A 19,475-nucleotide genomic window follows, 5' to 3' on the forward strand; every position below is an offset into this window, starting at 1 on the left:
TTCGTCCTACCTTTCTATATATTCGTACAAGAAGGAAGATTCCCCATCATAAAAACGTGGGTCAAATACACCGAGCCGTTCTTCATTCGCCACGATGACGACGAACGGCGACCATTTCGTCAAAGTGAGTGCCTCTTGATTCGCTTCAAACAATGGTTCAAGACTCGTCTTTTCGGCACTCGTCAATTCGTATCGCAAGTTCGCTTCTTGATATATCGAATCTTGAAAGAGCGATACGTTTTCGTCAGTCTTCGTGATCACCGTGAACTGAGTCGGGACAAATGAAGCCGAGAGCGTCACTTCGTCATATTCCTTTGAATAAGACTGATATAAATAGGCGCCTTGCGCACTTTGAATCGCGACATAAAGAACGAGGGCAGCCCATGCATACCGATACGTCGTATACCGCACTTCTTGTTTGCGGGCGACGAACCAGGCGACTAAGAAGATTCCCCAATAGACAAAATCGACAATCGGGATTACACCGAATGTAACTCTCACGTCCGAAATCGGTTCAAAATACCCTGTCCCCCACGCATTGAACAAGTCGGATGTATTGTGGATGAACACAGACAATAAAGCCCACCAAAAATAGCGGATGTCCGTCACTCCAAAGAGGAGACGAACGAGTATGTAGATGAGTAGTGCAAAGAGCGGGACGAGAAAGATTGAGTGTGTGATGCCCCGATGCCACATCTGATACATCCCTTCCGTGTCCCATAGTCTTGAAATCACATCACTGTCCGGGATTTGGCTCCCGACGAGCGTCGTGACGAACAAGGCCCTTTTTTCATGTTGTTGTAAATCGCGTTTATCGGCTGCACCATATAGCGTCAAACCGAATAACGTATGTGTAATCGTATCCACTTTCTACCTCCATAGCGAAAGAGACATCTCCCAATAATGGACGATGTCTCTTCATCTTAGTTCTCTTTATCCATTTTCATGGCGCGTCTTGCGACGATCGTTACGAAAATGACAGCGACAATCGGAATGATCAATGGCATCCAATTCAACATCCGCCTGTCCCCCTTCATTAAGTGTCGCAAGCAGTATAGCACATCTGATTACTCGATGGATGAATGAATGCTTGTATTCTCATAAGTAGTTGCCATCTTCTCGATCGTCGCCTTCATATGATCGCGAAGCGTGAGCGGTTCGACCACTTCTACTTGTGCCCCTAAAGAGAGCAACCAGTAAATGAATCCGTCCGATACGGCCGCATCAAAACGGATGAGGAATCGTTCGCCATGCTCGGACACGGAGACGTCTTCCCCCAACTTATCGAAGATGACCGGGAGAACGCGTTCGTCGACCGATAAAACGATTTGCTCATCTAAGCCGTTGTACATATTGAATGATTTTTGGTAATAATCATCTGGAAGATGATGTTTCGGACGAATTGTGCCGTCTTCCACAATCTCGGAGTTGACGATTCGGTCGACCCGATAGTTCCGAACCTCTCCGATCGATTCATCGATGCCAATCAAGTAATATTGTTCGTGATTCCAATGCAAGTCGATCGGATTGATGACGTATCGTTCTCCGTCACGGCGGAGCGGGAACGTCCGCTTTGTCACGTCGAATCCGATGACATCCGTATATTGGAATGAGATGGCTTTTCGTTCATGGATCGCGCGCTGAATGCGGTCGATGTGATACGGAATCTGTCCGTGTTTTTTCTTCGGTGTCTTAATGATCGATTGTAGCGTTTTCGCCTCAGGATTGCTCGTCAACATTTGAAGCTTTTCAACGATTTCTTCGGTTACGTCTTCTGAGATGAATTTGGCTGCGACAATCGCATCGACCATCATCCGAAGTTCATGAATCTCGAATAAACGAGCAGAGTGCCAATATTTTTTGGCGAGACCATTCTTCTCCAATTCATCCTGCACTTCAAACCCCGAATTATTCAGTGCCTGGATATCGTCTTTCACCGATTTTTTTGCTAACTTAGAAGTATCTCCAATCGTTGACAAGTATTCGAGCAAATCTTCTAGTGTTTTAGGATTTGCTTCGTCCGTGTAACGTTCGAAGAAACGTCGAACTTCAAGTAACCGCTCTCGGTTATTCACGGTTCTATCCCCTTTCATTTCTATATCTATAATATGTATAAACAGACATTATCATTTTATTTCCACGAAATAAAGGTATTTTCCATTACAAACTGTTTAAGGAGGCGCCATCTGAAGTGAAATATTACGCACACGTCGACGGCTCAAAAATTGAATATATAGACCGTGGTCACGGTCCTGTGATCGTACTGATTCATGGGACCCAGTCATCGAGTTTAGAACCATACCATGTGGACCAGCTCGTTTTGTCCGGTTTTCGGGTCATAGTCCCATCTAGACCCGGATATGGAGAAACACCGTACTCTTTTTCAGCATCTCCTCAACTCTTTGCATCCCGACTCGCTCATTTGATGCAAATGCTTGAAATTGATCGATATCATGTTTATGGCATCTCTGCCGGAGGACCGACCGCGATTGAACTTGCTTCCCAAAATCAGCGTGTCCTCAGTTTGACACTCGCGGCCGCCGTGACGAGTGTCGTCGATTTTCCATATCGGGACACGGTCAGCCGAAATGTCGTCCAACCCGCCTTTATCGCACTGCAGTACATCATGAAACAGTTTATCGCTCGGGCGATTCAAAAACATCCATTCGAAGCGACGGCCCGTATGATTCAATCGACGAGCGTATTGGCACTCGAGACGATTCGAGAAGAGGTGTCACCTTATGACATCTTCCTCCTGAAACGCGTCGCGAATCAGATGGCTTTTGGACTTGGCGCACAGTTCGATTTGAAACAACGCGTCTCGAGTGAGGTCTTACTCGGTGTGTCATGCCCAACCTATATCATTCACTCGAAAAACGACAAAGCCGTTCCTGTTCGGCATGCACATTACGCGAAGCGCTTGATTCCACATGCTCAACTTACGATTCTGAACAGCCCTGGTCATTTGATTTGGGTCGGACGGCAAGCGAGAAAATCAGAGCGACAAATCGAACGATTTATCCGTTTCAACTCGTAAAGCATCTCAAAAAGAGGTGCTTTTTTACGTATCTAACCCGAGGACTTCGATTAATCGATTCGTACTATGTTCCGGTATCCTCCAGACAATGTCCCCTCGTTCAAATTTCGTGATGACACTTGGGCGGTTCGATTGACCGAGCCAAAGCTGATAGCGTTCCTGTTCTCCACCTTTATAATGCAATGTAAGATCGAAATCAGGAGCCACTTCAATCTCAATGCCTTCGATTTCTTCCGAACTTCGCAACATTTCCGCGAACACTCTGACTTGCGCTAAATCATAAAAGTCCAATACTGGTTCAGAGTTGAATCGTTCCCGTGTTTTTGACTCTGCTACCATCACGCGTTCCATTTCTTCTCTTTCGAGCTCTTCTGTATCGATTTTATAAGGCATCGTCACTTTACGAATTTCTGCTGCCCAACGAACCCACTTATCCATTACTTCACCCCTCTCGTCTTATATACGTCGCATCGATTAAATCGGTTTCAACATTTGGAAAATAAAAAAAAGCCGAGCAATCGCTCAGCTTTTACACTCATTCATACTTCCAGCCAACTAGACTTGCCTCCGCTCCGACATAGCGAATCCGCTTCTCGTTATCACTTGGGAAGACACGAAGCGTTGCCACAGCGTCACCATCGTTCACGAAACATTCGACGCTCGACGAATCGACGAACAGATGAAGGGACGTGACGTCGTTCACTTTTGTCCTTGTCGTCCCGAACTCCGTTGCGAACGGTTCACCCGCATTTGTCCGATCGATCGTCAGTTCACGAGTTTCTTTCTCATACCGAATCACAAGAGATTCATCATCTGTCTTCAATAGTTCTAGCTCGAAGTCTTCACCAGTCGACGATAATTCAAGCTCATAGCGCTCAGGTGTATCGATTTCCAAATACGTATCTGTCTCATTGACAAATTCACCTTGTCGAAGCTTCTTCATCTCAGGAACAGGTCGTTGTTTCAACATGCCATCTTCTAGTGATAATTCACGTGGCAACGTCAACGCATGCGCCCAGCCGTAGCGGTCTGTCGGATATTCAATCTCCGGTAATCCCATCCAGCCGACTAGAATGCGACGACCGTTATGTTCCGTCGTTTGCGGGGCGTAAAAATCGAACCCGAAATCCAGTTCCTCGAACGTACCGTGGCTGAATACGTTCGTATTTAAGTCGAGATGACCCGTCAAGTAGCCAGACTGATAGATGTTATGGTAGCGATGCCCTGACGCCTCAATCCCTTGAGGAGAAAAGATCAAGACATGCTGTCCATTGATCTCGAAAACGTCCGGACATTCCCACATATAACCGAACTGCTCGAGCTCGGTTTTCACTTCACCTAAAAACGTCCATTCGTTCAAGTCGGTCGAACGATATAAGACGACACAGCCCGTCTCATCTGTGCGCTGTGCTCCGACAATCGCATAAAATGTGCCAGCTACTTCCCACACTTTCGGATCGCGGAAATGTTCTGTATAGCCAGCCGGGATATCTGGGATGGCCACATTCCGGCGTTCAATCATCCCGTCACGTAGGACACCGATAATTTGCGAGGCGTGACGCGTCCAATCGTCTGTCCGATGATTCCCGGTATACATCACGTGAAGGGTGTCGTCTACGACGAATCCACTTCCAGAATAGGCACCGTGGGAATCTTCCTTCGTTTCAGGGACTAACGCCACCCCGCGGTCGGTCCAATGGACAAGATCGGTAGAACTGACATGGTACCAATGTTTGAGACCGTGAACTGGCCCGAGCGGGAACCATTGATAGAATAGATGGTACTCTCCATCATAATATGTGAAGCCGTTCGGGTCGTTTAGGAGGCCCGTCGGCGGCTGGATATGGTATCCAAACCGCCACGGGGATGCGGCCGTCTTTGTTCGGAGCACCTCCATCTCGAGGGCGCTCACGTCACGGAGTGAACGATAACGTTCGGCCTTCGTCCAATTCATAGTGTCACTTCCTTTTTCATTATGCGGCTTGTTTGACCGCTTCTTTTTTTGCTTGTCGCTTCGCAAGGATGAATGTCAATCCGAACGTCACAGCGAATGCAATCGCCATTCCGATGATATACGAGATGATTGACCCTGGTGCGATCGAGATGATTCCAGGTAATCCAGCTGCGCCGAGCGCTACTGCCAATACGTCGTTTCCGACGATGAAGGCAGATGCGATGGCCGAACCGACGATCGCTGCGATGAACGGATAACGGAGTTTTAAGTTAACCCCGAACATGGCAGGCTCTGTGATACCAAGTAGTGCCGAGATTCCTGATGCTGAAGCGACACCTTTCATCTTCTTATCGCGTGTTAAGAAGAAGACTGCAAGCGTAGCCGCCCCTTGAGCGACGTTCGACATCGCTGCGATTGGGAAGATGAACGACCCGCCTGTTTCTGCGATATCAGCGAGGAGTTGAGTCTCGATTGCAATAAAGCTGTGATGCATCCCAGTGATAACGATCGGCGCGTAGAGGAGACCCATAATCAAACCACCGACGAATCCGAGTGAGTCATACGTCCATACTAATCCATCGATGATCAAGTTCCCTGCTTCACGTGTGATTGGACCCACGAACGCGAACGTGATGAACGCTGTGAAGAGGAGCGAGAGTAACGGTGTGAGCAAAATATCAAGTGATGCCGGCATGAACTTACGGATGTTGATTTCCAATTTCGATAAAATATATGTCGAGACGAGGACTGGTAATACTTGTCCTTGGTATCCTAACTTCTCAATCTCAAGACCGAAAATGTTCCAAACCGGAATGTCTTCAACCGTTGCCTGTGCATACGCGTTGATCAAGTCCGGGTGAACCATGATCATCCCGAGGGCCGCACCAAGATATGGGTTGCCACCGAATCTCTTAGCTGCAGAGAATCCTATGAGGACAGGTAAGAAGACGAAGGCGGCGTTTGCGAACGTATTGATCATCGCTGCAAGGTCAGCCATACCTGGATACTGATCAATCAATGATTGTCCTTCAAAGAACAAATCAGGTGCTGTCAATAAGTTGTTGATCCCCATCAAGAGACCGCCGGCAACGATCGCCGGGATGATTGGTACGAAGATATCGGATAACATTTTGACGAATTGTTGGAGCGGATTCATCTTTTTCGCCCCAGCCGACTTCACATCTGACGTGGACATGTCACCAAGCCCAGTCAATAGCGAGAACTCGGTGTATACCTTGTTTACCGTTCCTTGTCCGATGATGATTTGATACTGACCACCTGTCGAGAACGTTCCTTTGACAACATCAAGTTCCTCGAGTTTTTTCTCATCGACTTTTGACTCATCGTTCAAAACGAGACGAAGGCGAGTCGCACAGTGGGCAGCTGCCGCAACGTTTTCTTTCCCACCAATCGCTTCTAATATCGATGCTGCTTCTTTTTTGTAATCCATCTTCATTTCCCTCCTAACGTTTCATTCACAAGTTGTCGTGATGGAATTGCTGGAATAGCTCCATATGCCGTACAAGTCAATGCACCTGTGACGTTTGCATATTCAATGTCGGAACGTAAGCGCTCCGGGTCAAATCCGAGTGTCGCTAATCGATACAAATAAGCACCGACGAACGCATCTCCCGCTCCCGTCGAATCGACACTATCAATCGAGATTGAAGGAACGATTTCATGATGCGCGCTTGTCGCAATCAACGTGCCACGAGATCCGAGTGTGATGGCAATCTGTTTTGCGCCTAACTCTAGAAGTGCTTGAACCGCTTCATCAAGTTGCTCTTCGTCGGTTAACAAGTGTGCTTCTTCTTCGCTCAATTTAATGAAGTCCGCTTCGGCGATGAAGTGTCTCGCATCTTGTTTAAATTGCTCTAGGTCCGTAATCAATGCTTCCCGATAGTTCGGGTCGAATGAGATGAACAAGCCATCCCGTTTTGCAAATTGCAATAATTTAAAGTACGCGTCTTTCAGTTTTCCGTCTAGTAATGCTGTCGCTGAACCGAAATGAATGAGATCTCCTTTTTGAATCAATGACAAATCGATGGATTCAAACGCATAATCTCCGTCACTTCCGCGTCGGAACGTGAAATCTCGTTCCCCGTCTTCTTGAATCGACACAAATGCGAATGTCGTATCCCCCGCTTCCACGAGATTGTCCGTGTCGACGCCATTGTCCGTCAATGTCTGTTTTAAAAAGAGACCGAACGGGTCATTCCCGACTTGACCGAGGAAACTGGATTGTCCTCCATGCTTACTGACGACTGCCGCAACATTCGCAGGTGCGCCACCTGCTTTTTTGACGAACGTCGTTCCGTTGACGAGGTCGCTCGAAGCATCCTCGCACACCCAGTCAATCAGTAGTTCGCCGATACAATGTACGGTGTTCATATCGTCCACCTCCATAAATCATATAAGTTCTTTACAAAAATGGTACCGGTTCCAATTTAGAATAAAAAAATGTTGCGGAACCGGTTCCGCAACACAAATGTAAACGATTTATTTTATCTTGTCAACGCTTTCGCGCACTTTTAATTCAAAAATTGTGAACGTTTTCATCGGGACGTCGTCACCATGTAAAAGTTGTAGCATCATGTCAGCCGACTTTGCCCCGGTTCGTCGATACGGGAGATGGACGGTAGTAATGGATGGGTGTAGAACTTCCGTGAAATCATAACCGCCAAAACCACTAACTGAGACATCATTTGGAACTGAAATACCTTGATTCGCTAGGCCTTTCAACACGCCGAGTGCAATATTATCCGTTGCACAAATAATGAGTGAGGTCGAATCAATTTCTTTCGCCAATTGTTCTCCGACCGGGATGGCGTCCTCGATCTTAAATGTCGTCTGAACAAGATTGACGTGTGCACCCGCCTCATGAAGCGCCTTCAAAAAACCATCACGCCGATTTTGTCCGACTGCGATATCCGCCTCCGAAACACCGACATACACGACGTTCCGATGTCCCCATTCGGTGAATCGAGTCCCAAGGGCATATGCGGCTTCATAGTCTGGATAGACAAGACTGTGGACGTTGTCATGCTGTTGACCGATTAGCAAAACCGGAATTTGAATTGCCTCAATCGCTTCAATATGACGTTCCGTGACCGTCGTCCCGAGCCAAATGATGCCGGCGACTTTTTGTTTGGCCAAATTGTACAGTTGTTCAATCTCCCGTTCTGTCTGTTGTGCCGTATTGACGACGAGCATCTGATATCCTCGTTCTGTCAACCGTTCATCGATTCCCATCATCGTCCGTGAAGCGGCGTAAGAATCGAGTCGTGGAACGATGACACCAATCATCTTCGTCTGTTTTGACTTCAGACTCTGGGCAAATTGATTCGGTTCATAATTCGTTTCCCGGATGACCCGATCAAGTTTTTCTCTAGTCGCCTTTCCTACCGATCCGCCGTTCAAATAACGTGAGACCGTACTCTTTGCGACCCCTGCAATCTCGGCGATATCTTTTATGGTGACTTGCTTCATCATTACCCCTCCATATGAAAAAAGCTGACGTGCGAGACGCCGTCAGCTTAATGGTTAACTACATATCGTTTCTTAAAATTTAAATAATATAAACCGTTCCGCTTTTCAAATCCGTTTTGAACGAGCACTTGATGCATTTCTTGTTGATGTGGGCTCGTCGGCGGAATCCCGGCTCGGACAGTCTGTCCATCCATCAATTTAGAGTCTAGTAAGGCAAGACGTAAACCTTCTGTCGCATACCCGTTATTTTTGTATGCATCAAACACCATCAGGTCAAGTTGATATACCCGGGCAAGTTTGAGTAACAACACTTTACCGACAAGTTTGTCATCGACCATCAAGTCATAGTAGAAGTCTTCCCCATAGCTGTGCTCTTCTGCGTGATAAAGTTGTTCCGTCCCCATTTCCTCGAGGATTCCTTTTAACTCTTCGGCAGAAACACCATATGAGTTTTCTCCATATTTTTGAAAGTGTTCATATTCGATCTCATCAATCTGGCGAATAGGTTGACGCACGATGTTCATCCCGTGCCCTCCTTAACTAGTAGTTCAATATCTGTCTGCGCTTATTATAAACGAATCCAATCATGAAGCGCAAAAGATAACCGAACGTCATATCGGTTCTATATGAATATGAACCGAATCGACCGCATGCTGCTCATCTAGTTTTCGTTCGATCTCATCACATAGTTCATGAGCCGCGTCCACTGTTAAATCGCCATCAACTGCAATCGTCACATCGAGCATCACGTGATTTCCTAAATGACGCCCTTTGATTTCCCGAACTTCTTTCACACGTTCGAATTGATCAATCGTTTCCTCATAAGACTCGACGAGATGTGGAGGGAACCCGTCAGAAAGCTGATGGGTGGCATCTAAAAAGATTTGAATCGCCGTCCGGATGATCATACCGGCAATGACAATTGCTAACACCGTGTCCATCCACGGAAGTTGGAAATATGCGAACAAGACTCCCAGTGTCGCACCAATAGAAATCATCGCATCCGCCAAATTGTCTTTCGACGCAGCTTTGAGTGCCAATGACTTTGTTTTCTTCGCAAGATTCAAGTTGAATCGATACACCCCGAACATGACGAGCGCACTGACGAACGCGACGACCGCTGCTAGCGGATTCGGTTCTGCATATTCTCCCCCGATTAAATTCGACAGACTATTGAAGAAAACGAAAATACCGACTGCAATCATGATTAATGAGGCAATGAGTGCTGAAATGGTTTCCATCTTCGCGTGCCCATATTTATGCTCGGCATCCCGTGGCAACGCCGCAACACGAATTCCGATATAAACGGCTACGGACGCGATGATATCGGTCGTATTATTGAATCCATCGGCTAATACCGCCTCTGATTCATATAAATATCCAAAGAAGACCTTTAATACAGATAAAATCAAATAAGCCGTGATTGACACAATCGCTCCCTTGAGCGCTTTTGGTGGATGATTTGTCGTTTCCATCCGGCCACCTCCTTATTAGCTCAGTTAGTATAGCAGGTGAACTTCGTGTGGGGATAGAGAAACAATGTTTCTTATACTCAAAATAATTGGAATATATTCCCGGTAGTTTCGTTTAACAAATTTTATGGTAAAGTAAACAGGAAGAGACCTTAGGGTTAAACCGCAAAAAGAGGTGAAACAGATGTTTACAGAACGAGATGGAATCAAATTGAGATTGGAACAAATTGACAGATTGCTTGTTGATTTGAATCGTGAGGCCAAGCAATTGATGGCACGCCTTCGCGAGTTAGATGCCTCTGGAGAAAATCCGCACGAAGTATCCTTGAAACCTGAAGAACGTGATACGTTGAAATCGTCAATCGACGAGACGCTTGAAGCGCTTCAAAGCCGTTCAAAACGTCCAGTGAACGTGAACGATGAGAAGAAGAAAGAACTCGCTTCTCATAAAGCACTGATCGATGAACTATCAGACTTACTCAGTAAGAAAAAATGAGACGCCTCTGCGTCTCATTTTTTGTGAAGGAGCCCTACTATGTATATCGTAACCACTTGCTTACGTCCGACAGATGAAGTGTTATCTCGGGCGCATGCTCATGCCGCAGAATACAATATGAAGTTTGTGGATCGACGCAAACATTCCATCGACGAACTGAAAAAGCGCCATCACCAGGACGTACTTGTATTTGACAAGAGACGCGTCGAGTACACACCACTTCACAGTACAGAACCATTCTTTTTTCACCCTTCTAGCTCTGTCTTTCGGGTGAAACAACTCAGTCGTGGTGGAACCGATCCGCTCATTGACGCTTTACAAACCGAACCAGGTGATCAAATTTTAGATTGTACGCTCGGATTAGGTTCGGACAGCATCGTCATGAGCCACACTGTGGGTTCCACTGGAAAAATCGTTGGACTCGAAAGCCAATTCATTACGGCACAGCTCGTTCGGGAGGGACTAAACGTTTGGGTCGAGAAAGATGAACAAATCAATGAGGCGATGCGCCGCATTGAGGTCGTCCATACCAATTCTCTCGAATATTTGAAATCGTGTGCGGAAAATGCATTCGACTGTATTTACTTCGATCCGATGTTCGAAAAGACGATTTCAGAATCGGTTCATCTGAACCCACTTCGCTCAATCGCCGACACTTCCCCGCTCTCGCAAGAGCTGATGGACGAAGCAAAACGAGTAGCAAAAAAACGAATTGTCCTAAAGGCGCATTTTGAGAGCGATGCCTTCGAACGCTATGGTTTTACTCACATTAAGCGAAAAACATCGAAGTTCCATTACGGATATATCGACCTGGAGTCTAAGACTATTTAGTTCATATTGACTAAATAGGTCTTTAGACTCTTTTTCTGGTTATTATTTTCTGAATATTGACATTAATCAGACACAAACGGTACATTTACAACAAGCTCACACATTTTCCCATTATTTTTTTACAGGAGGTTCATACAAATGAAAAAACGTTCCATCCGTCGAACGACGCTCGCGGCTCTCATGACATCTGCCATGACAGTCAGCATCGTTCCGGCTGCTGGTGCTGCACCGCTATCGGTTGCACCATCTGTCCCGACAACGAGCTCGCTCGCTCCGTTCGACCACAACATCATCGATGAAGAGCGTCTCGCAAAAGCACTTGAGAAACGCGGTGTCATCAAAAAAGGATTGTCAGCATCTGAACGCATGAAAGCGGTCGACGCATACATCGCGAAAAAACAAGGTGAAGCCAAAGATCCACATAAACATGACGACGAATTGAATGAGAAAGCTTCAAAAGCAAAAGAGAAGATACATACTCAATTCGAAAAAGAAACAGAACGCATTCTCGACAAAGCGAAAAAAGGACAAGCGAACTACCGTAAAGGAAAACCGAACGGTCAAGTGAAGGTTTCTCCAGCGCAGCAATCGTCTTACAACGGCGCGGTCCGTGAAGATAAAGTCCTCGTCCTCCTCGTCGAGTATAGTGACTTCAAACATAATAACGTCGAGCAAGATCCAGGTTATATGTATAGTGACAACTTCAGCAAGGAACATTATGAAAAATATATGTTCGGTGATGAGTCGTTCGAACTGTTTAACGGTGAGAAGGTTCAAACGTTTAAACAATATTATGAAGAACAGTCGGGTGGCAGTTATACGGTCGACGGTGAAGTTTCAGAATGGCTAAGCGTTCCTGGAACTGCGAAAGACTACGGCGCTGACCGCTCAACAGGCGGTCATGACAATGCTGGCCCTGGTCCACGTCAACTCGTCAAAGATGCATTGAACGCTGCGGTCGCATCTGGCATCAACCTTGCAGAGCATGACCAATACGATCTTTACGACTTAGATGGCGACGGTGACTTCAATGAGCCGGACGGCCTCGTCGACCACTTGATGATCATCCACGCTGGTACTGGTCAAGAAGCTGGTGGCGGTGCACTTGGTGACGACGCAGTATGGTCACACCGTTGGGTTCTCAATGGCGTTTATCCGGTAGCCAACACAGAAGCTGCAGTTCCATACTGGGGCGGAAAAATGGCTGCGTATGATTACACGATTCAACCTGAAGATGGCGCAGTCGGCGTCTTCGCACACGAATTTGGTCATGACCTCGGTCTTCCAGATGAGTACGATACACAATACACAGGTCAAGGTGAGCCAGTACAATCATGGTCAATCATGAGTGGCGGTAGCTGGGCTGGTAAAGTCGCTGGTACGGAACCAACAAGCTTCTCTCCACAAAACAAAGAGTACTTCCAAAAAATCATGGGTGGAAACTGGGCTAATATTACAGAAGTCGATCTTGAAGATATCAACTCTCAAGGGTTTGTCTCACAACTCGACCAATCGATAACGAAGTCGAACAACCCAGGAATCGTCAAAGTCAACCTTCCTGATAAGAAGATTAAAGGGATCGAACCGGCTTATGGCGAGCGCTACTATTACTCGACTAAAGGTGACGACATCCATACAGAGATGGCAACACCTAGCGTGAAACTTGGTGCGGATGGCGTCCTCACATTCGATTCATTCTACGAAGTCGAATCAGATTATGATTACTTGTACATTAAAGCTGTAAGTGGTGGTCAAGAAGTCGTACTTGATGTATTCGGTGACGACATCAACGGCGAGAACGAAGCTGGATACCCTGCTGAGACAACGAACGGTGCATGGGTCAACAAATCATATGACCTCTCACAATTCGCTGGACAAGATGTTCAAATCGTATTTGAGTACGTGACAGACGGCGGCGTCGCAATGAAAGGCTTCGCAGTCGACAACTTGTCAATCAAGTCAGAGTCAGCAACACTCTTCGCTGATGATGCGGAAGGTGCTGAAGCCGTGACACTCGATGGATTCGTCAACTCAGACGGATACGATTCGAAACCGCACTACTACTACCTCGAATGGCGTAACCATGCCGGATCGGATATGGGTCTTCTCAACGGTCGTGGCGTGAAATACAACACAGGTCTTGTTGTGTGGTATGGTGATGACTCTTACACTGACAACTGGGTCGGTGTCCACCCTGGTGAAGGTTTCCTCGGTGTCGTCGACTCTCACCCTGAAGCTCTCATCGGAAACTTGAACGGTCAAGAAACGGTAGCTGGTAGCACACGTTACCAAATCGCTGACGCTGCGTTCAGTCTCGATAAGACACTCGCTTGGTACATCGATTCACCAAGTCGTGGTGTGTATGACTACAAAGCACAAGCTGGCGTGAAGCAGTTCAATGATGCGAATTCGTACATCAACTCACTCATCCCAGATGCAGGACGTAAACTTCCGCAATACGGACTCGTCGTTGACGTTGTCGGTGAAGCGAAAGACAACTCTGCAGGTGCTGTTTGGATCCGCACAAAATAAGTATTTACCCTTTGACCTCCAGTCTTCTAAGTAAAGAAGATTGGAGGTCTTATTATTCTGAAAAAGCTTGAAAAACGCGAGTAACCTGTGTAACATAGTTGGTGTAACGCCTCTGTAGGTTAGTGGCAGACCTCAGCAATGGTAATGCTGCAGCACGAGTTCGATTCTCGTCGGAGGCATCAAGAATACCGCTCAACGAAGCGGTTCAGAGCACTTCCTGTTTATGACAGGAGGTGCTTTCTTTTTGGTGTGGCACAGAAATGGCACAGTTTTCGATTTTTCGTGTCGTGAGCACTACTTTGTCGAATCGGTTATCAATTTGTCGAACGATTTTTATTCGTTGGATAGCTTTTGATCCATCAACGCCCCGAACGTCTCGGCCGTCTGTTTCTGGAGCGTCATCGTGACGTGGGTGTACATATCCATCGTGACACTGATATCCTTGTGCCCTAACCGCTCCTGTACGACCTTCGGGTGCTCTCCGAGTTCGAGCAATAGTGTGGCGTGGGTGTGGCGCAGGTCGTGGATTCGGAAGTCCTCAGGCAGTCCTTTCTCCCTCAGGACGCGTTTGTGCCAATGGCGGAGATAGGAGCGGTGCTTCGGCTTCCCTTCAATCGTGAGGAATACAAGGTTTGCGAATGTCGGCTCTGGCTCGTTCCGCATCTTCTTCACGAGGAACATCCATTGCATCTTGTACCACTTCAACGTTTGGACCAAGTCGTTCGAGATGGTGACGTGACGGACCCGTTTGTTCTTCGTCCCGTCCAATGAGTAACGTTTGTCTTTTGTGCTGTACGATAGTGAGTGAGCGACACGGATCGTCGCATTCTCGAAGTCGATGTCCGACCAGCGGAGTGCCAATACCTCACCGATGCGCATACCGGTGTATGCTGCAGTCTTCAAGGCGACATAGTTCCCGTGGTTCGCCTCTTCCTCGGCCAACTCTTTGCATCCGTTTAAATACGATGTGAGTTGCAACGAGTCGAACGTCTGAATCTCCTTCTTCGGCATACGGAACTGTTTGATGACGCTGACCGGGTTCTCGCTCACATACTTGTTTCGGACGGCATATGCGAATAGCGAGGACAGGATGCTCCGATACGTGTTCGTCGTCTCGGGTGCCAGTCCTTCCTCTTGCAATCCCTTTAGGAAAATACGAATGTCTCGGGTTGATATTTCCGCGACTAGTTGACCCGAGAAATTATCAAGGATCCGGTTCATTCGTGCCGTGTAGCTGTCCCTGGTATTAATGGATAGTTCGGCTACGTGCTCACTTAGCCATTCTTCTGCCACGTTTTCAAAGTTAAGATTCTCGCTTTTCGTCTTCACTACATCAAACTCGCCCGACTCAAATCGTTTGATCAAAGATGCAATTTGCGAATGCATCTCACGTTTTGTTTGAGCAAAGACCCTCTTCTGTATTCTGTTTCCGACATTGTTATACCCTAGCGTTATACGTGAGTAATAGCGTTTCTTTTTCTCATCATAATGAATATTCATCTTCATCCCCCTACCCTGTGCATGAGAGTAAGCAGAACCATCCTACCTCACTCTCCCTGTATAGACAATCTTACACCAAATAAAAGAACATTTGTTCCTATATTTGAATGATAGGTAGAAAGGTTTTCCTTCTATATAATGCGGGAATAATCAAGTAGTAAAGTCATCTAGTCAACTAGATAGGAGGGCGTCATGAACATTGTGGTCATCGGTGGGACCCAAGTGGCGATCAAAGGAACGGCGAAAGAGATTGAGGACTTGTTGCGTCGATTGCAGGCGGTGACTGTGGAGCAAACGGGCTCGGTCACGAAGTATGTGACGCGGCAGGACAATCGATTACATGTGGCGAAATAGGCTCTCGAATGAGGGCTTTTTTGTTTGGAGGGATATCATGAAATGGAGCATTATCAATCAGCGACTCGTTCCTGCTGACGTGCACGGGCGGTACAGGGCCACTTGGAAACTGGCTGAGACATACGGCGAGACGGATGTATTCCTGGGCTTGTCGACGGACCCGATTGTCATCATGACACCAGTGGACGAGCACACCTATCAGCAGACGACGTTATCGCATGACCCTGAGTCGTTCAGAGATTTATGGGGAAACGATAGACGGAACGAGTTGCCAGAGTTGAGACGGTTCCTCGAATCGTGCGATTTGCTACGCTGAGGATTCACGGAACGTCCACGTGACGAACCTGTATGACGGGTTTATGCTCGATACGAGGTGATGACATGGCTGCGACAAAGCGACCGTTTATGCTGTATGACGATACATATGAATTGATCTATTCCCGACTGGTGATGGCGAACCTTGACCCGCACATCACATTCCGCGTCCTCGAGGTGAATCCGATGAACATGCGCTATCTGTGCGAGGTGATGAGTCGAGATGCGACTTGGTGGCAATGGGTGTATCTCCATAGAGGGTATAGCCGTAAGATGCACAAGAAGCCGAAAGTGAAACGCAAAAAAGACCCCACTCTCGTTTGAGTGGGGTTTATCTTGAAATTGTATTTTTAAAGTTTTTATCAATCGTTTCTTTGATTTCTTTAAATTCCTCTTTAGTAGTTTCGCTATTTCTAGAAGGATGTCGCCGCTCGAACGCAGCAGAAGATATTGCTATTGCCTCAATATTATTTTTAACATCGAATGTGTCAAAGAAAACCATCAAAGCTAATTTAACTTTTGAAGGGAGCTCTTTATCATGCTTTTTAAAATGATTGGCAATCATTTCGTAACGCTTACGAAAATTAAATGTGAGTTTAAATGCATAAATTGTTCCTAATAAAGTGTAAATTGCTTTCCTGCGCCCACTATCAACACCCATATAACCTATTGAAGAATAGACAATAACAATAGACATTATAAACATTAGAATTAGTGTCCAAAGTATAATGTTAAGCATTGTTTTGAAACCTCCTTTTTAATAAGAGTTTCATTCATTTTTTTGGGCTTCCATTTGTTCAATATACTTTTCAACTGACTCTCTATCCAAGGTGGGACATACCATAAAGAAATATTCGGTCAAAGCTACAAGAATTACTACAATACCAATACCGGGCTGTACATAAAATTTCATTTCATCCAAGCCGAATGGGGCAATTGATTTATCGACAAAGAAATGAAGACCATTACTATCGTTCATTAAAGGTATATACCCGCCAGTCATGATAGGTGAAACTAAAACGAATAGAACTAAAAGGTTTGCCACCAACAATGTTTTCGAGATCGCTGGAACAATGAAATTTTTATCAGAATAGATCAGTAATTGAGTTCGGCTAAGGTAATCAGCCATTAACATACCTCCAAATATCCATACAGTTGTAACATATGCCTCTGGAGTTATCTCACTACTTACCGTTATCCATAACCAAATCAAACTTGATCCTAAAAACATAAGACGCGCTATATTAATAAGGTAACTTGCACTAATCAAAGACATCACCACCTTCAAACAAAAGAAACTCTTTATATATATTACCATTAATAATGTTCAAGAAAGGGAGTTTTTGATTTATTGGTAAATTAATTTTCTGATTTTTACATCTAATAATATCCTTTTTATGTGTCACACGCCTTTCGCTCTGACAATCTTTCCATCGAGGTCGACCGTCGTCTTGTCATCAGGTTGTACCCATGCGCCAGAAGACTTGGCGTGGCTGAACGACTGCTTGTAACCACGTTGACCAGAAGCATCGACTTTGAACACGTCCATCGGGTTCACGGTGGAATCGCGCCCCGCCTTCCAAATGTTCGAGGAGCGTGAAAGGGTCGGGCTGTACTGCGGATAATTGATGTCCGTATCAATCTCGATATGCAGGTGGGCAGAGCCACCATACTTCCCGGTCGAACCATAGTCAGCAATCTTCGTGTCTTCTGGTGCGACGATATCCCCTGCTTTGACATACGTCTTCGCTAGATGCGCCATGCGGACGACGAGGCGACGGGCGCCTTTCTTCGGTCCATAGTGCACGTCGATGGGATTGACGCTTACGGCGATGAGGGAGCCGCCCATGAGGTTGTCATATCCCACGGCGACCACTTTCATCTTGAACGGGGCGTACACGGCAAAGTCCTTTCGGTTCAAGTCCGCCATGTCAGTGCCAAAGTGTTCGAAGCCCATCTTCTGACGATAGAGCGCGTTCTTGTACCCCGCCGTGATCCGTGCGTTGTTGAGTGGTAAAATCGCTTTCTCGGTCATTTGTCTTCCTCCTTCGTGGCGATGACTTCCTTCTCCGCTAACTCTGCATCAATCGGCACCTCACGGCTGACCGGCTTGACCTGTTCATCCTCGGGTGCGACGTCTTGGGCGATGCGGTCGATGGTCGGGTCTTCCTTGTCGCCTTGTAGTTGTGCGAGCACCTCGACGAGCTTGTCAGGGAGTGGCACGCCTAACAGCGCACAGTTCTCCGTGACGGATAGCCCCTCACGGGCGATGTAGTAATAGATGACGAGTGTGCGCATAACAGGATGGCTGTTGTTGAGCATCTCATCGAGCAGGACGGCGACGATGATGACCATAAAGACGACACCCTTGCGGATGCCGCCCCACCACATGACGTCCGAGTTAAGTTTCTTGTGTTTAGCTGCGGCGAGGAAGCCTGTGACGTAATCGATGACGATGAGCGTGACGAGTAGTTTAATCGCCACGTCCCAGCCCCCTAGCATGGCTGTGGCTGAGGTAGCGATGACGGCGATAGCCGCCTCTCCGAATTGTTGTGTACGCATGATGGACCTCCTTGTATTGTGGGGTCACGGGCTGTGTCGTGTGCATGAGTGTGACCCTCCTTTGACAGCGTGTGGGCAAAACAAAAGCGCCCCAGAGGAGGCGCTGTAATAGGAAATTTTACTTTCATCGATATCAGGAGATTGATTTTGTTTTTAGGTACTCCTTTAGTGCTTTCAAAACGACTTCTTCATCGTCTTCCCCAGTTGCTTCGGCTAGTTTTTTTAATTTGTCGTCGAGCTCTTCATCGATTCTTAACTCTAAATACCAAATTTTCATTTAAGAAACCTCCTAACAAACCACACTATCGTTAGAAAGAAAAACCATTTTCTACTCGATGAATTGTGATAAGTTTTTCTGATCGTTGTTGGATGGTCTGGTTACCACTGACGTGTTTCACCCACTCATCTACACCATCACAAACGTCGGTACAAAAGACATCCACTTGCAATTGAAGTGTATTGTTTATCTGATTACAATGGATCTTCCCGCTACTCGGCGGTTCGACAAATAGATAATCTGCCAATACCTTTCTCATCCTTTGTTCTTCAATGTTCGCTTCTCCTTGGTGCAAATAAGCACATCTTAAAGCATACGCATCCTCGCCGTTCAAGAAAATATGCGTTCCCCAAGGATTATTCGAAGTGTATTTACCCATTAAATATCGTTCAAACCAGTGGACATATCGTTTGGATGAACTTTTATCTGGAAACTCAAGTCTGCCGCAAATATCAGGTAACGTTAATGCTAACGTAAGGGAAGCATACCAATTTCGGTCCGTTATTGATTCCCTTACCCCATTAGTGAAATTCAACATTTTTTCTTCAAGTAGATTATTCATTGTCATCCCTCCATCTTCTTCCAGATTTTTTATTCTGCAAAAATGGAGAGATTCCCTTCTGAAACTATTTACTTCAAAGGTCGTATTGTAAATT

At 46.4% G+C, this 19,475-nt stretch carries 23 protein-coding genes and 1 tRNA gene; 8 read left to right on the forward strand and 16 right to left on the reverse strand.

Annotated features, from left to right (window positions below):
• Positions 1 to 6: 6 nt before the first annotated feature.
• Together KNO87_RS08715 and KNO87_RS08720 are read right to left on the reverse strand one after the other, a co-directional pair.
• Positions 7 to 867, reverse strand: coding sequence for a metal-dependent hydrolase (locus KNO87_RS08715; RefSeq protein WP_214795096.1), 861 nt, complete (start codon positions 865 to 867; stop codon positions 7 to 9).
• A gap of 200 nt (positions 868 to 1,067) precedes the next feature.
• A complete protein-coding gene (locus tag KNO87_RS08720; RefSeq protein ID WP_214795098.1) occupies positions 1,068 to 2,075 on the reverse strand; it encodes a helix-turn-helix transcriptional regulator in 1,008 nt (335 codons plus the stop codon).
• Positions 2,076 to 2,191: 116 nt separating this feature from the next.
• On the opposite strand from KNO87_RS08720, the gene KNO87_RS08725 reads away from it, so the two are divergent.
• Positions 2,192 to 3,037 carry an alpha/beta fold hydrolase gene (locus tag KNO87_RS08725; protein WP_214795100.1) on the forward strand — a complete coding sequence of 282 codons (846 nt, stop codon included), beginning with the start codon at positions 2,192 to 2,194 and terminating at the stop codon, positions 3,035 to 3,037.
• Between the two features lie 24 nt (positions 3,038 to 3,061).
• Here KNO87_RS08725 and KNO87_RS08730 read toward each other — a convergent pair whose 3' ends face one another.
• The 7 genes from KNO87_RS08730 to KNO87_RS08760 all read right to left on the reverse strand — a co-directional run bounded on the left by KNO87_RS08730 (position 3,062) and on the right by KNO87_RS08760 (position 9,955).
• Complete coding sequence (locus KNO87_RS08730; protein ID WP_214795102.1) at positions 3,062 to 3,475, reverse strand: YhfM domain-containing protein; 414 nt, start codon at positions 3,473 to 3,475, stop codon at positions 3,062 to 3,064.
• 97 nt (positions 3,476 to 3,572) lie between these two features.
• A complete protein-coding gene (locus tag KNO87_RS08735) occupies positions 3,573 to 4,991 on the reverse strand; it encodes a glycoside hydrolase family 32 protein (protein ID WP_214795104.1) in 1,419 nt (472 codons plus the stop codon).
• 19 nt (positions 4,992 to 5,010) lie between these two features.
• Positions 5,011 to 6,441 carry a sucrose-specific PTS transporter subunit IIBC gene (locus tag KNO87_RS08740; RefSeq protein WP_214788236.1) on the reverse strand — a complete coding sequence of 477 codons (1,431 nt, stop codon included), beginning with the start codon at positions 6,439 to 6,441 and terminating at the stop codon, positions 5,011 to 5,013.
• 2 nt (positions 6,442 to 6,443) lie between these two features.
• Positions 6,444 to 7,382, reverse strand: a complete 939-nt coding sequence (locus tag KNO87_RS08745) for a carbohydrate kinase family protein (RefSeq protein WP_214795106.1) — start codon at positions 7,380 to 7,382, stop codon at positions 6,444 to 6,446.
• A 108-nt stretch (positions 7,383 to 7,490) separates the two neighbouring features.
• Entirely contained in the window at positions 7,491 to 8,480 is a 990-nt protein-coding gene (locus tag KNO87_RS08750; protein ID WP_214795108.1) for a LacI family DNA-binding transcriptional regulator, read from the reverse strand.
• A gap of 47 nt (positions 8,481 to 8,527) precedes the next feature.
• A complete protein-coding gene (locus KNO87_RS08755) occupies positions 8,528 to 9,004 on the reverse strand; it encodes an N-acetyltransferase (protein WP_214788246.1) in 477 nt (158 codons plus the stop codon).
• 87 nt (positions 9,005 to 9,091) lie between these two features.
• A complete protein-coding gene (locus tag KNO87_RS08760; protein ID WP_214795110.1) occupies positions 9,092 to 9,955 on the reverse strand; it encodes a cation diffusion facilitator family transporter in 864 nt (287 codons plus the stop codon).
• A gap of 181 nt (positions 9,956 to 10,136) precedes the next feature.
• Here KNO87_RS08760 and KNO87_RS08765 point away from each other — a divergent pair, with 181 nt between their 5' ends.
• From KNO87_RS08765 to KNO87_RS08780, 4 genes are all read left to right on the forward strand, one after another.
• The gene (locus KNO87_RS08765; RefSeq protein ID WP_026826028.1) at positions 10,137 to 10,448 is read left to right on the forward strand and encodes a hypothetical protein; all 312 of its coding nucleotides are present in this window, start codon (positions 10,137 to 10,139) and stop codon (positions 10,446 to 10,448) included.
• A 39-nt stretch (positions 10,449 to 10,487) separates the two neighbouring features.
• A complete protein-coding gene (locus KNO87_RS08770) occupies positions 10,488 to 11,279 on the forward strand; it encodes a class I SAM-dependent methyltransferase (protein WP_214795112.1) in 792 nt (263 codons plus the stop codon).
• A gap of 138 nt (positions 11,280 to 11,417) precedes the next feature.
• On the forward strand, positions 11,418 to 13,811 hold the full coding sequence (locus tag KNO87_RS08775; RefSeq protein WP_214795114.1) for an immune inhibitor A domain-containing protein: 2,394 nt from the start codon (positions 11,418 to 11,420) through the stop codon (positions 13,809 to 13,811).
• Between the two features lie 108 nt (positions 13,812 to 13,919).
• Positions 13,920 to 13,990: transfer RNA gene (locus tag KNO87_RS08780), tRNA-Thr, on the forward strand.
• Between the two features lie 154 nt (positions 13,991 to 14,144).
• Here KNO87_RS08780 and KNO87_RS08785 read toward each other — a convergent pair.
• Entirely contained in the window at positions 14,145 to 15,311 is a 1,167-nt protein-coding gene (locus KNO87_RS08785; RefSeq protein ID WP_214814652.1) for a tyrosine-type recombinase/integrase, read from the reverse strand.
• 192 nt (positions 15,312 to 15,503) lie between these two features.
• On the opposite strand from KNO87_RS08785, the gene KNO87_RS08790 reads away from it, so the two are divergent.
• The 3 genes from KNO87_RS08790 (at position 15,504) to KNO87_RS08800 (ending at position 16,304) form a co-directional block, all read left to right on the forward strand.
• Entirely contained in the window at positions 15,504 to 15,665 is a 162-nt protein-coding gene (locus tag KNO87_RS08790) for a hypothetical protein (protein ID WP_214795118.1), read from the forward strand.
• 37 nt (positions 15,666 to 15,702) lie between these two features.
• Positions 15,703 to 15,981, forward strand: a complete 279-nt coding sequence (locus tag KNO87_RS08795) for a hypothetical protein (RefSeq protein ID WP_214795120.1) — start codon at positions 15,703 to 15,705, stop codon at positions 15,979 to 15,981.
• A gap of 65 nt (positions 15,982 to 16,046) precedes the next feature.
• Complete coding sequence (locus tag KNO87_RS08800; RefSeq protein ID WP_214795122.1) at positions 16,047 to 16,304, forward strand: hypothetical protein; 258 nt, start codon at positions 16,047 to 16,049, stop codon at positions 16,302 to 16,304.
• A gap of 7 nt (positions 16,305 to 16,311) precedes the next feature.
• Here KNO87_RS08800 and KNO87_RS08805 read toward each other — a convergent pair whose 3' ends face one another.
• From KNO87_RS08805 to KNO87_RS08830, 6 genes are all read right to left on the reverse strand, one after another.
• Positions 16,312 to 16,719 carry a hypothetical protein gene (locus KNO87_RS08805; protein ID WP_214795124.1) on the reverse strand — a complete coding sequence of 136 codons (408 nt, stop codon included), beginning with the start codon at positions 16,717 to 16,719 and terminating at the stop codon, positions 16,312 to 16,314.
• Between the two features lie 30 nt (positions 16,720 to 16,749).
• Positions 16,750 to 17,250 (reverse strand): hypothetical protein, encoded by a 501-nt coding sequence (locus KNO87_RS08810; protein ID WP_214795126.1) that lies wholly within the window; start codon positions 17,248 to 17,250, stop codon positions 16,750 to 16,752.
• A 132-nt stretch (positions 17,251 to 17,382) separates the two neighbouring features.
• Positions 17,383 to 18,015: a M23 family metallopeptidase gene (locus KNO87_RS08815; protein WP_214795128.1), complete on the reverse strand. Its 633-nt coding sequence runs from the start codon at positions 18,013 to 18,015 to the stop codon at positions 17,383 to 17,385.
• A complete protein-coding gene (locus KNO87_RS08820; protein ID WP_214795130.1) occupies positions 18,012 to 18,542 on the reverse strand; it encodes a phage holin family protein in 531 nt (176 codons plus the stop codon). The genes KNO87_RS08815 and KNO87_RS08820 overlap by 4 nt, the downstream gene beginning before the upstream one ends.
• Positions 18,543 to 18,675: 133 nt before the next feature.
• The gene (locus tag KNO87_RS08825; protein WP_214795132.1) at positions 18,676 to 18,819 is read right to left on the reverse strand and encodes a ribbon-helix-helix domain-containing protein; all 144 of its coding nucleotides are present in this window, start codon (positions 18,817 to 18,819) and stop codon (positions 18,676 to 18,678) included.
• A 31-nt stretch (positions 18,820 to 18,850) separates the two neighbouring features.
• Positions 18,851 to 19,381 carry a hypothetical protein gene (locus tag KNO87_RS08830; RefSeq protein WP_214795134.1) on the reverse strand — a complete coding sequence of 177 codons (531 nt, stop codon included), beginning with the start codon at positions 19,379 to 19,381 and terminating at the stop codon, positions 18,851 to 18,853.
• Between the last annotated feature and the right edge of the window lie 94 nt (positions 19,382 to 19,475).

The sequence above is a fragment of the Exiguobacterium sp. s34 genome, assembly GCF_018617435.1.
Classification (GTDB): domain Bacteria; phylum Bacillota; class Bacilli; order Exiguobacteriales; family Exiguobacteriaceae; genus Exiguobacterium; species Exiguobacterium aestuarii.

Bases quoted from the DNA above. Each gene is read 5' to 3' on its own strand.
- KNO87_RS08730 (WP_214795102.1), bottom strand. From the start codon at position 3,475: ATGGATAAGTGGGTTCGTTGGGCAGCAGAAATTCGTAAAGTGACGATG.
- KNO87_RS08735 (WP_214795104.1), bottom strand. From the start codon at position 4,991: ATGAATTGGACGAAGGCCGAACGTTATCGTTCACTCCGTGACGTGAGC.
- KNO87_RS08740 (WP_214788236.1), bottom strand. From the start codon at position 6,441: ATGGATTACAAAAAAGAAGCAGCATCGATATTAGAAGCGATTGGTGGG.
- KNO87_RS08745 (WP_214795106.1), bottom strand. From the start codon at position 7,382: ATGAACACCGTACATTGTATCGGCGAACTACTGATTGACTGGGTGTGC.
- KNO87_RS08750 (WP_214795108.1), bottom strand. From the start codon at position 8,480: ATGAAGCAAGTCACCATAAAAGATATCGCCGAGATTGCAGGGGTCGCA.
- KNO87_RS08755 (WP_214788246.1), bottom strand. From the start codon at position 9,004: ATGAACATCGTGCGTCAACCTATTCGCCAGATTGATGAGATCGAATAT.
- KNO87_RS08760 (WP_214795110.1), bottom strand. From the start codon at position 9,955: ATGGAAACGACAAATCATCCACCAAAAGCGCTCAAGGGAGCGATTGTG.
- KNO87_RS08765 (WP_026826028.1), top strand. From the start codon at position 10,137: ATGTTTACAGAACGAGATGGAATCAAATTGAGATTGGAACAAATTGAC.
- KNO87_RS08770 (WP_214795112.1), top strand. From the start codon at position 10,488: ATGTATATCGTAACCACTTGCTTACGTCCGACAGATGAAGTGTTATCT.
- KNO87_RS08775 (WP_214795114.1), top strand. From the start codon at position 11,418: ATGAAAAAACGTTCCATCCGTCGAACGACGCTCGCGGCTCTCATGACA.
- KNO87_RS08785 (WP_214814652.1), bottom strand. From the start codon at position 15,311: ATGAATATTCATTATGATGAGAAAAAGAAACGCTATTACTCACGTATA.
- KNO87_RS08790 (WP_214795118.1), top strand. From the start codon at position 15,504: ATGAACATTGTGGTCATCGGTGGGACCCAAGTGGCGATCAAAGGAACG.
- KNO87_RS08795 (WP_214795120.1), top strand. From the start codon at position 15,703: ATGAAATGGAGCATTATCAATCAGCGACTCGTTCCTGCTGACGTGCAC.
- KNO87_RS08800 (WP_214795122.1), top strand. From the start codon at position 16,047: ATGGCTGCGACAAAGCGACCGTTTATGCTGTATGACGATACATATGAA.
- KNO87_RS08805 (WP_214795124.1), bottom strand. From the start codon at position 16,719: ATGCTTAACATTATACTTTGGACACTAATTCTAATGTTTATAATGTCT.
- KNO87_RS08815 (WP_214795128.1), bottom strand. From the start codon at position 18,015: ATGACCGAGAAAGCGATTTTACCACTCAACAACGCACGGATCACGGCG.
- KNO87_RS08820 (WP_214795130.1), bottom strand. From the start codon at position 18,542: ATGCGTACACAACAATTCGGAGAGGCGGCTATCGCCGTCATCGCTACC.
- KNO87_RS08825 (WP_214795132.1), bottom strand. From the start codon at position 18,819: ATGAAAATTTGGTATTTAGAGTTAAGAATCGATGAAGAGCTCGACGAC.
- KNO87_RS08830 (WP_214795134.1), bottom strand. From the start codon at position 19,381: ATGAATAATCTACTTGAAGAAAAAATGTTGAATTTCACTAATGGGGTA.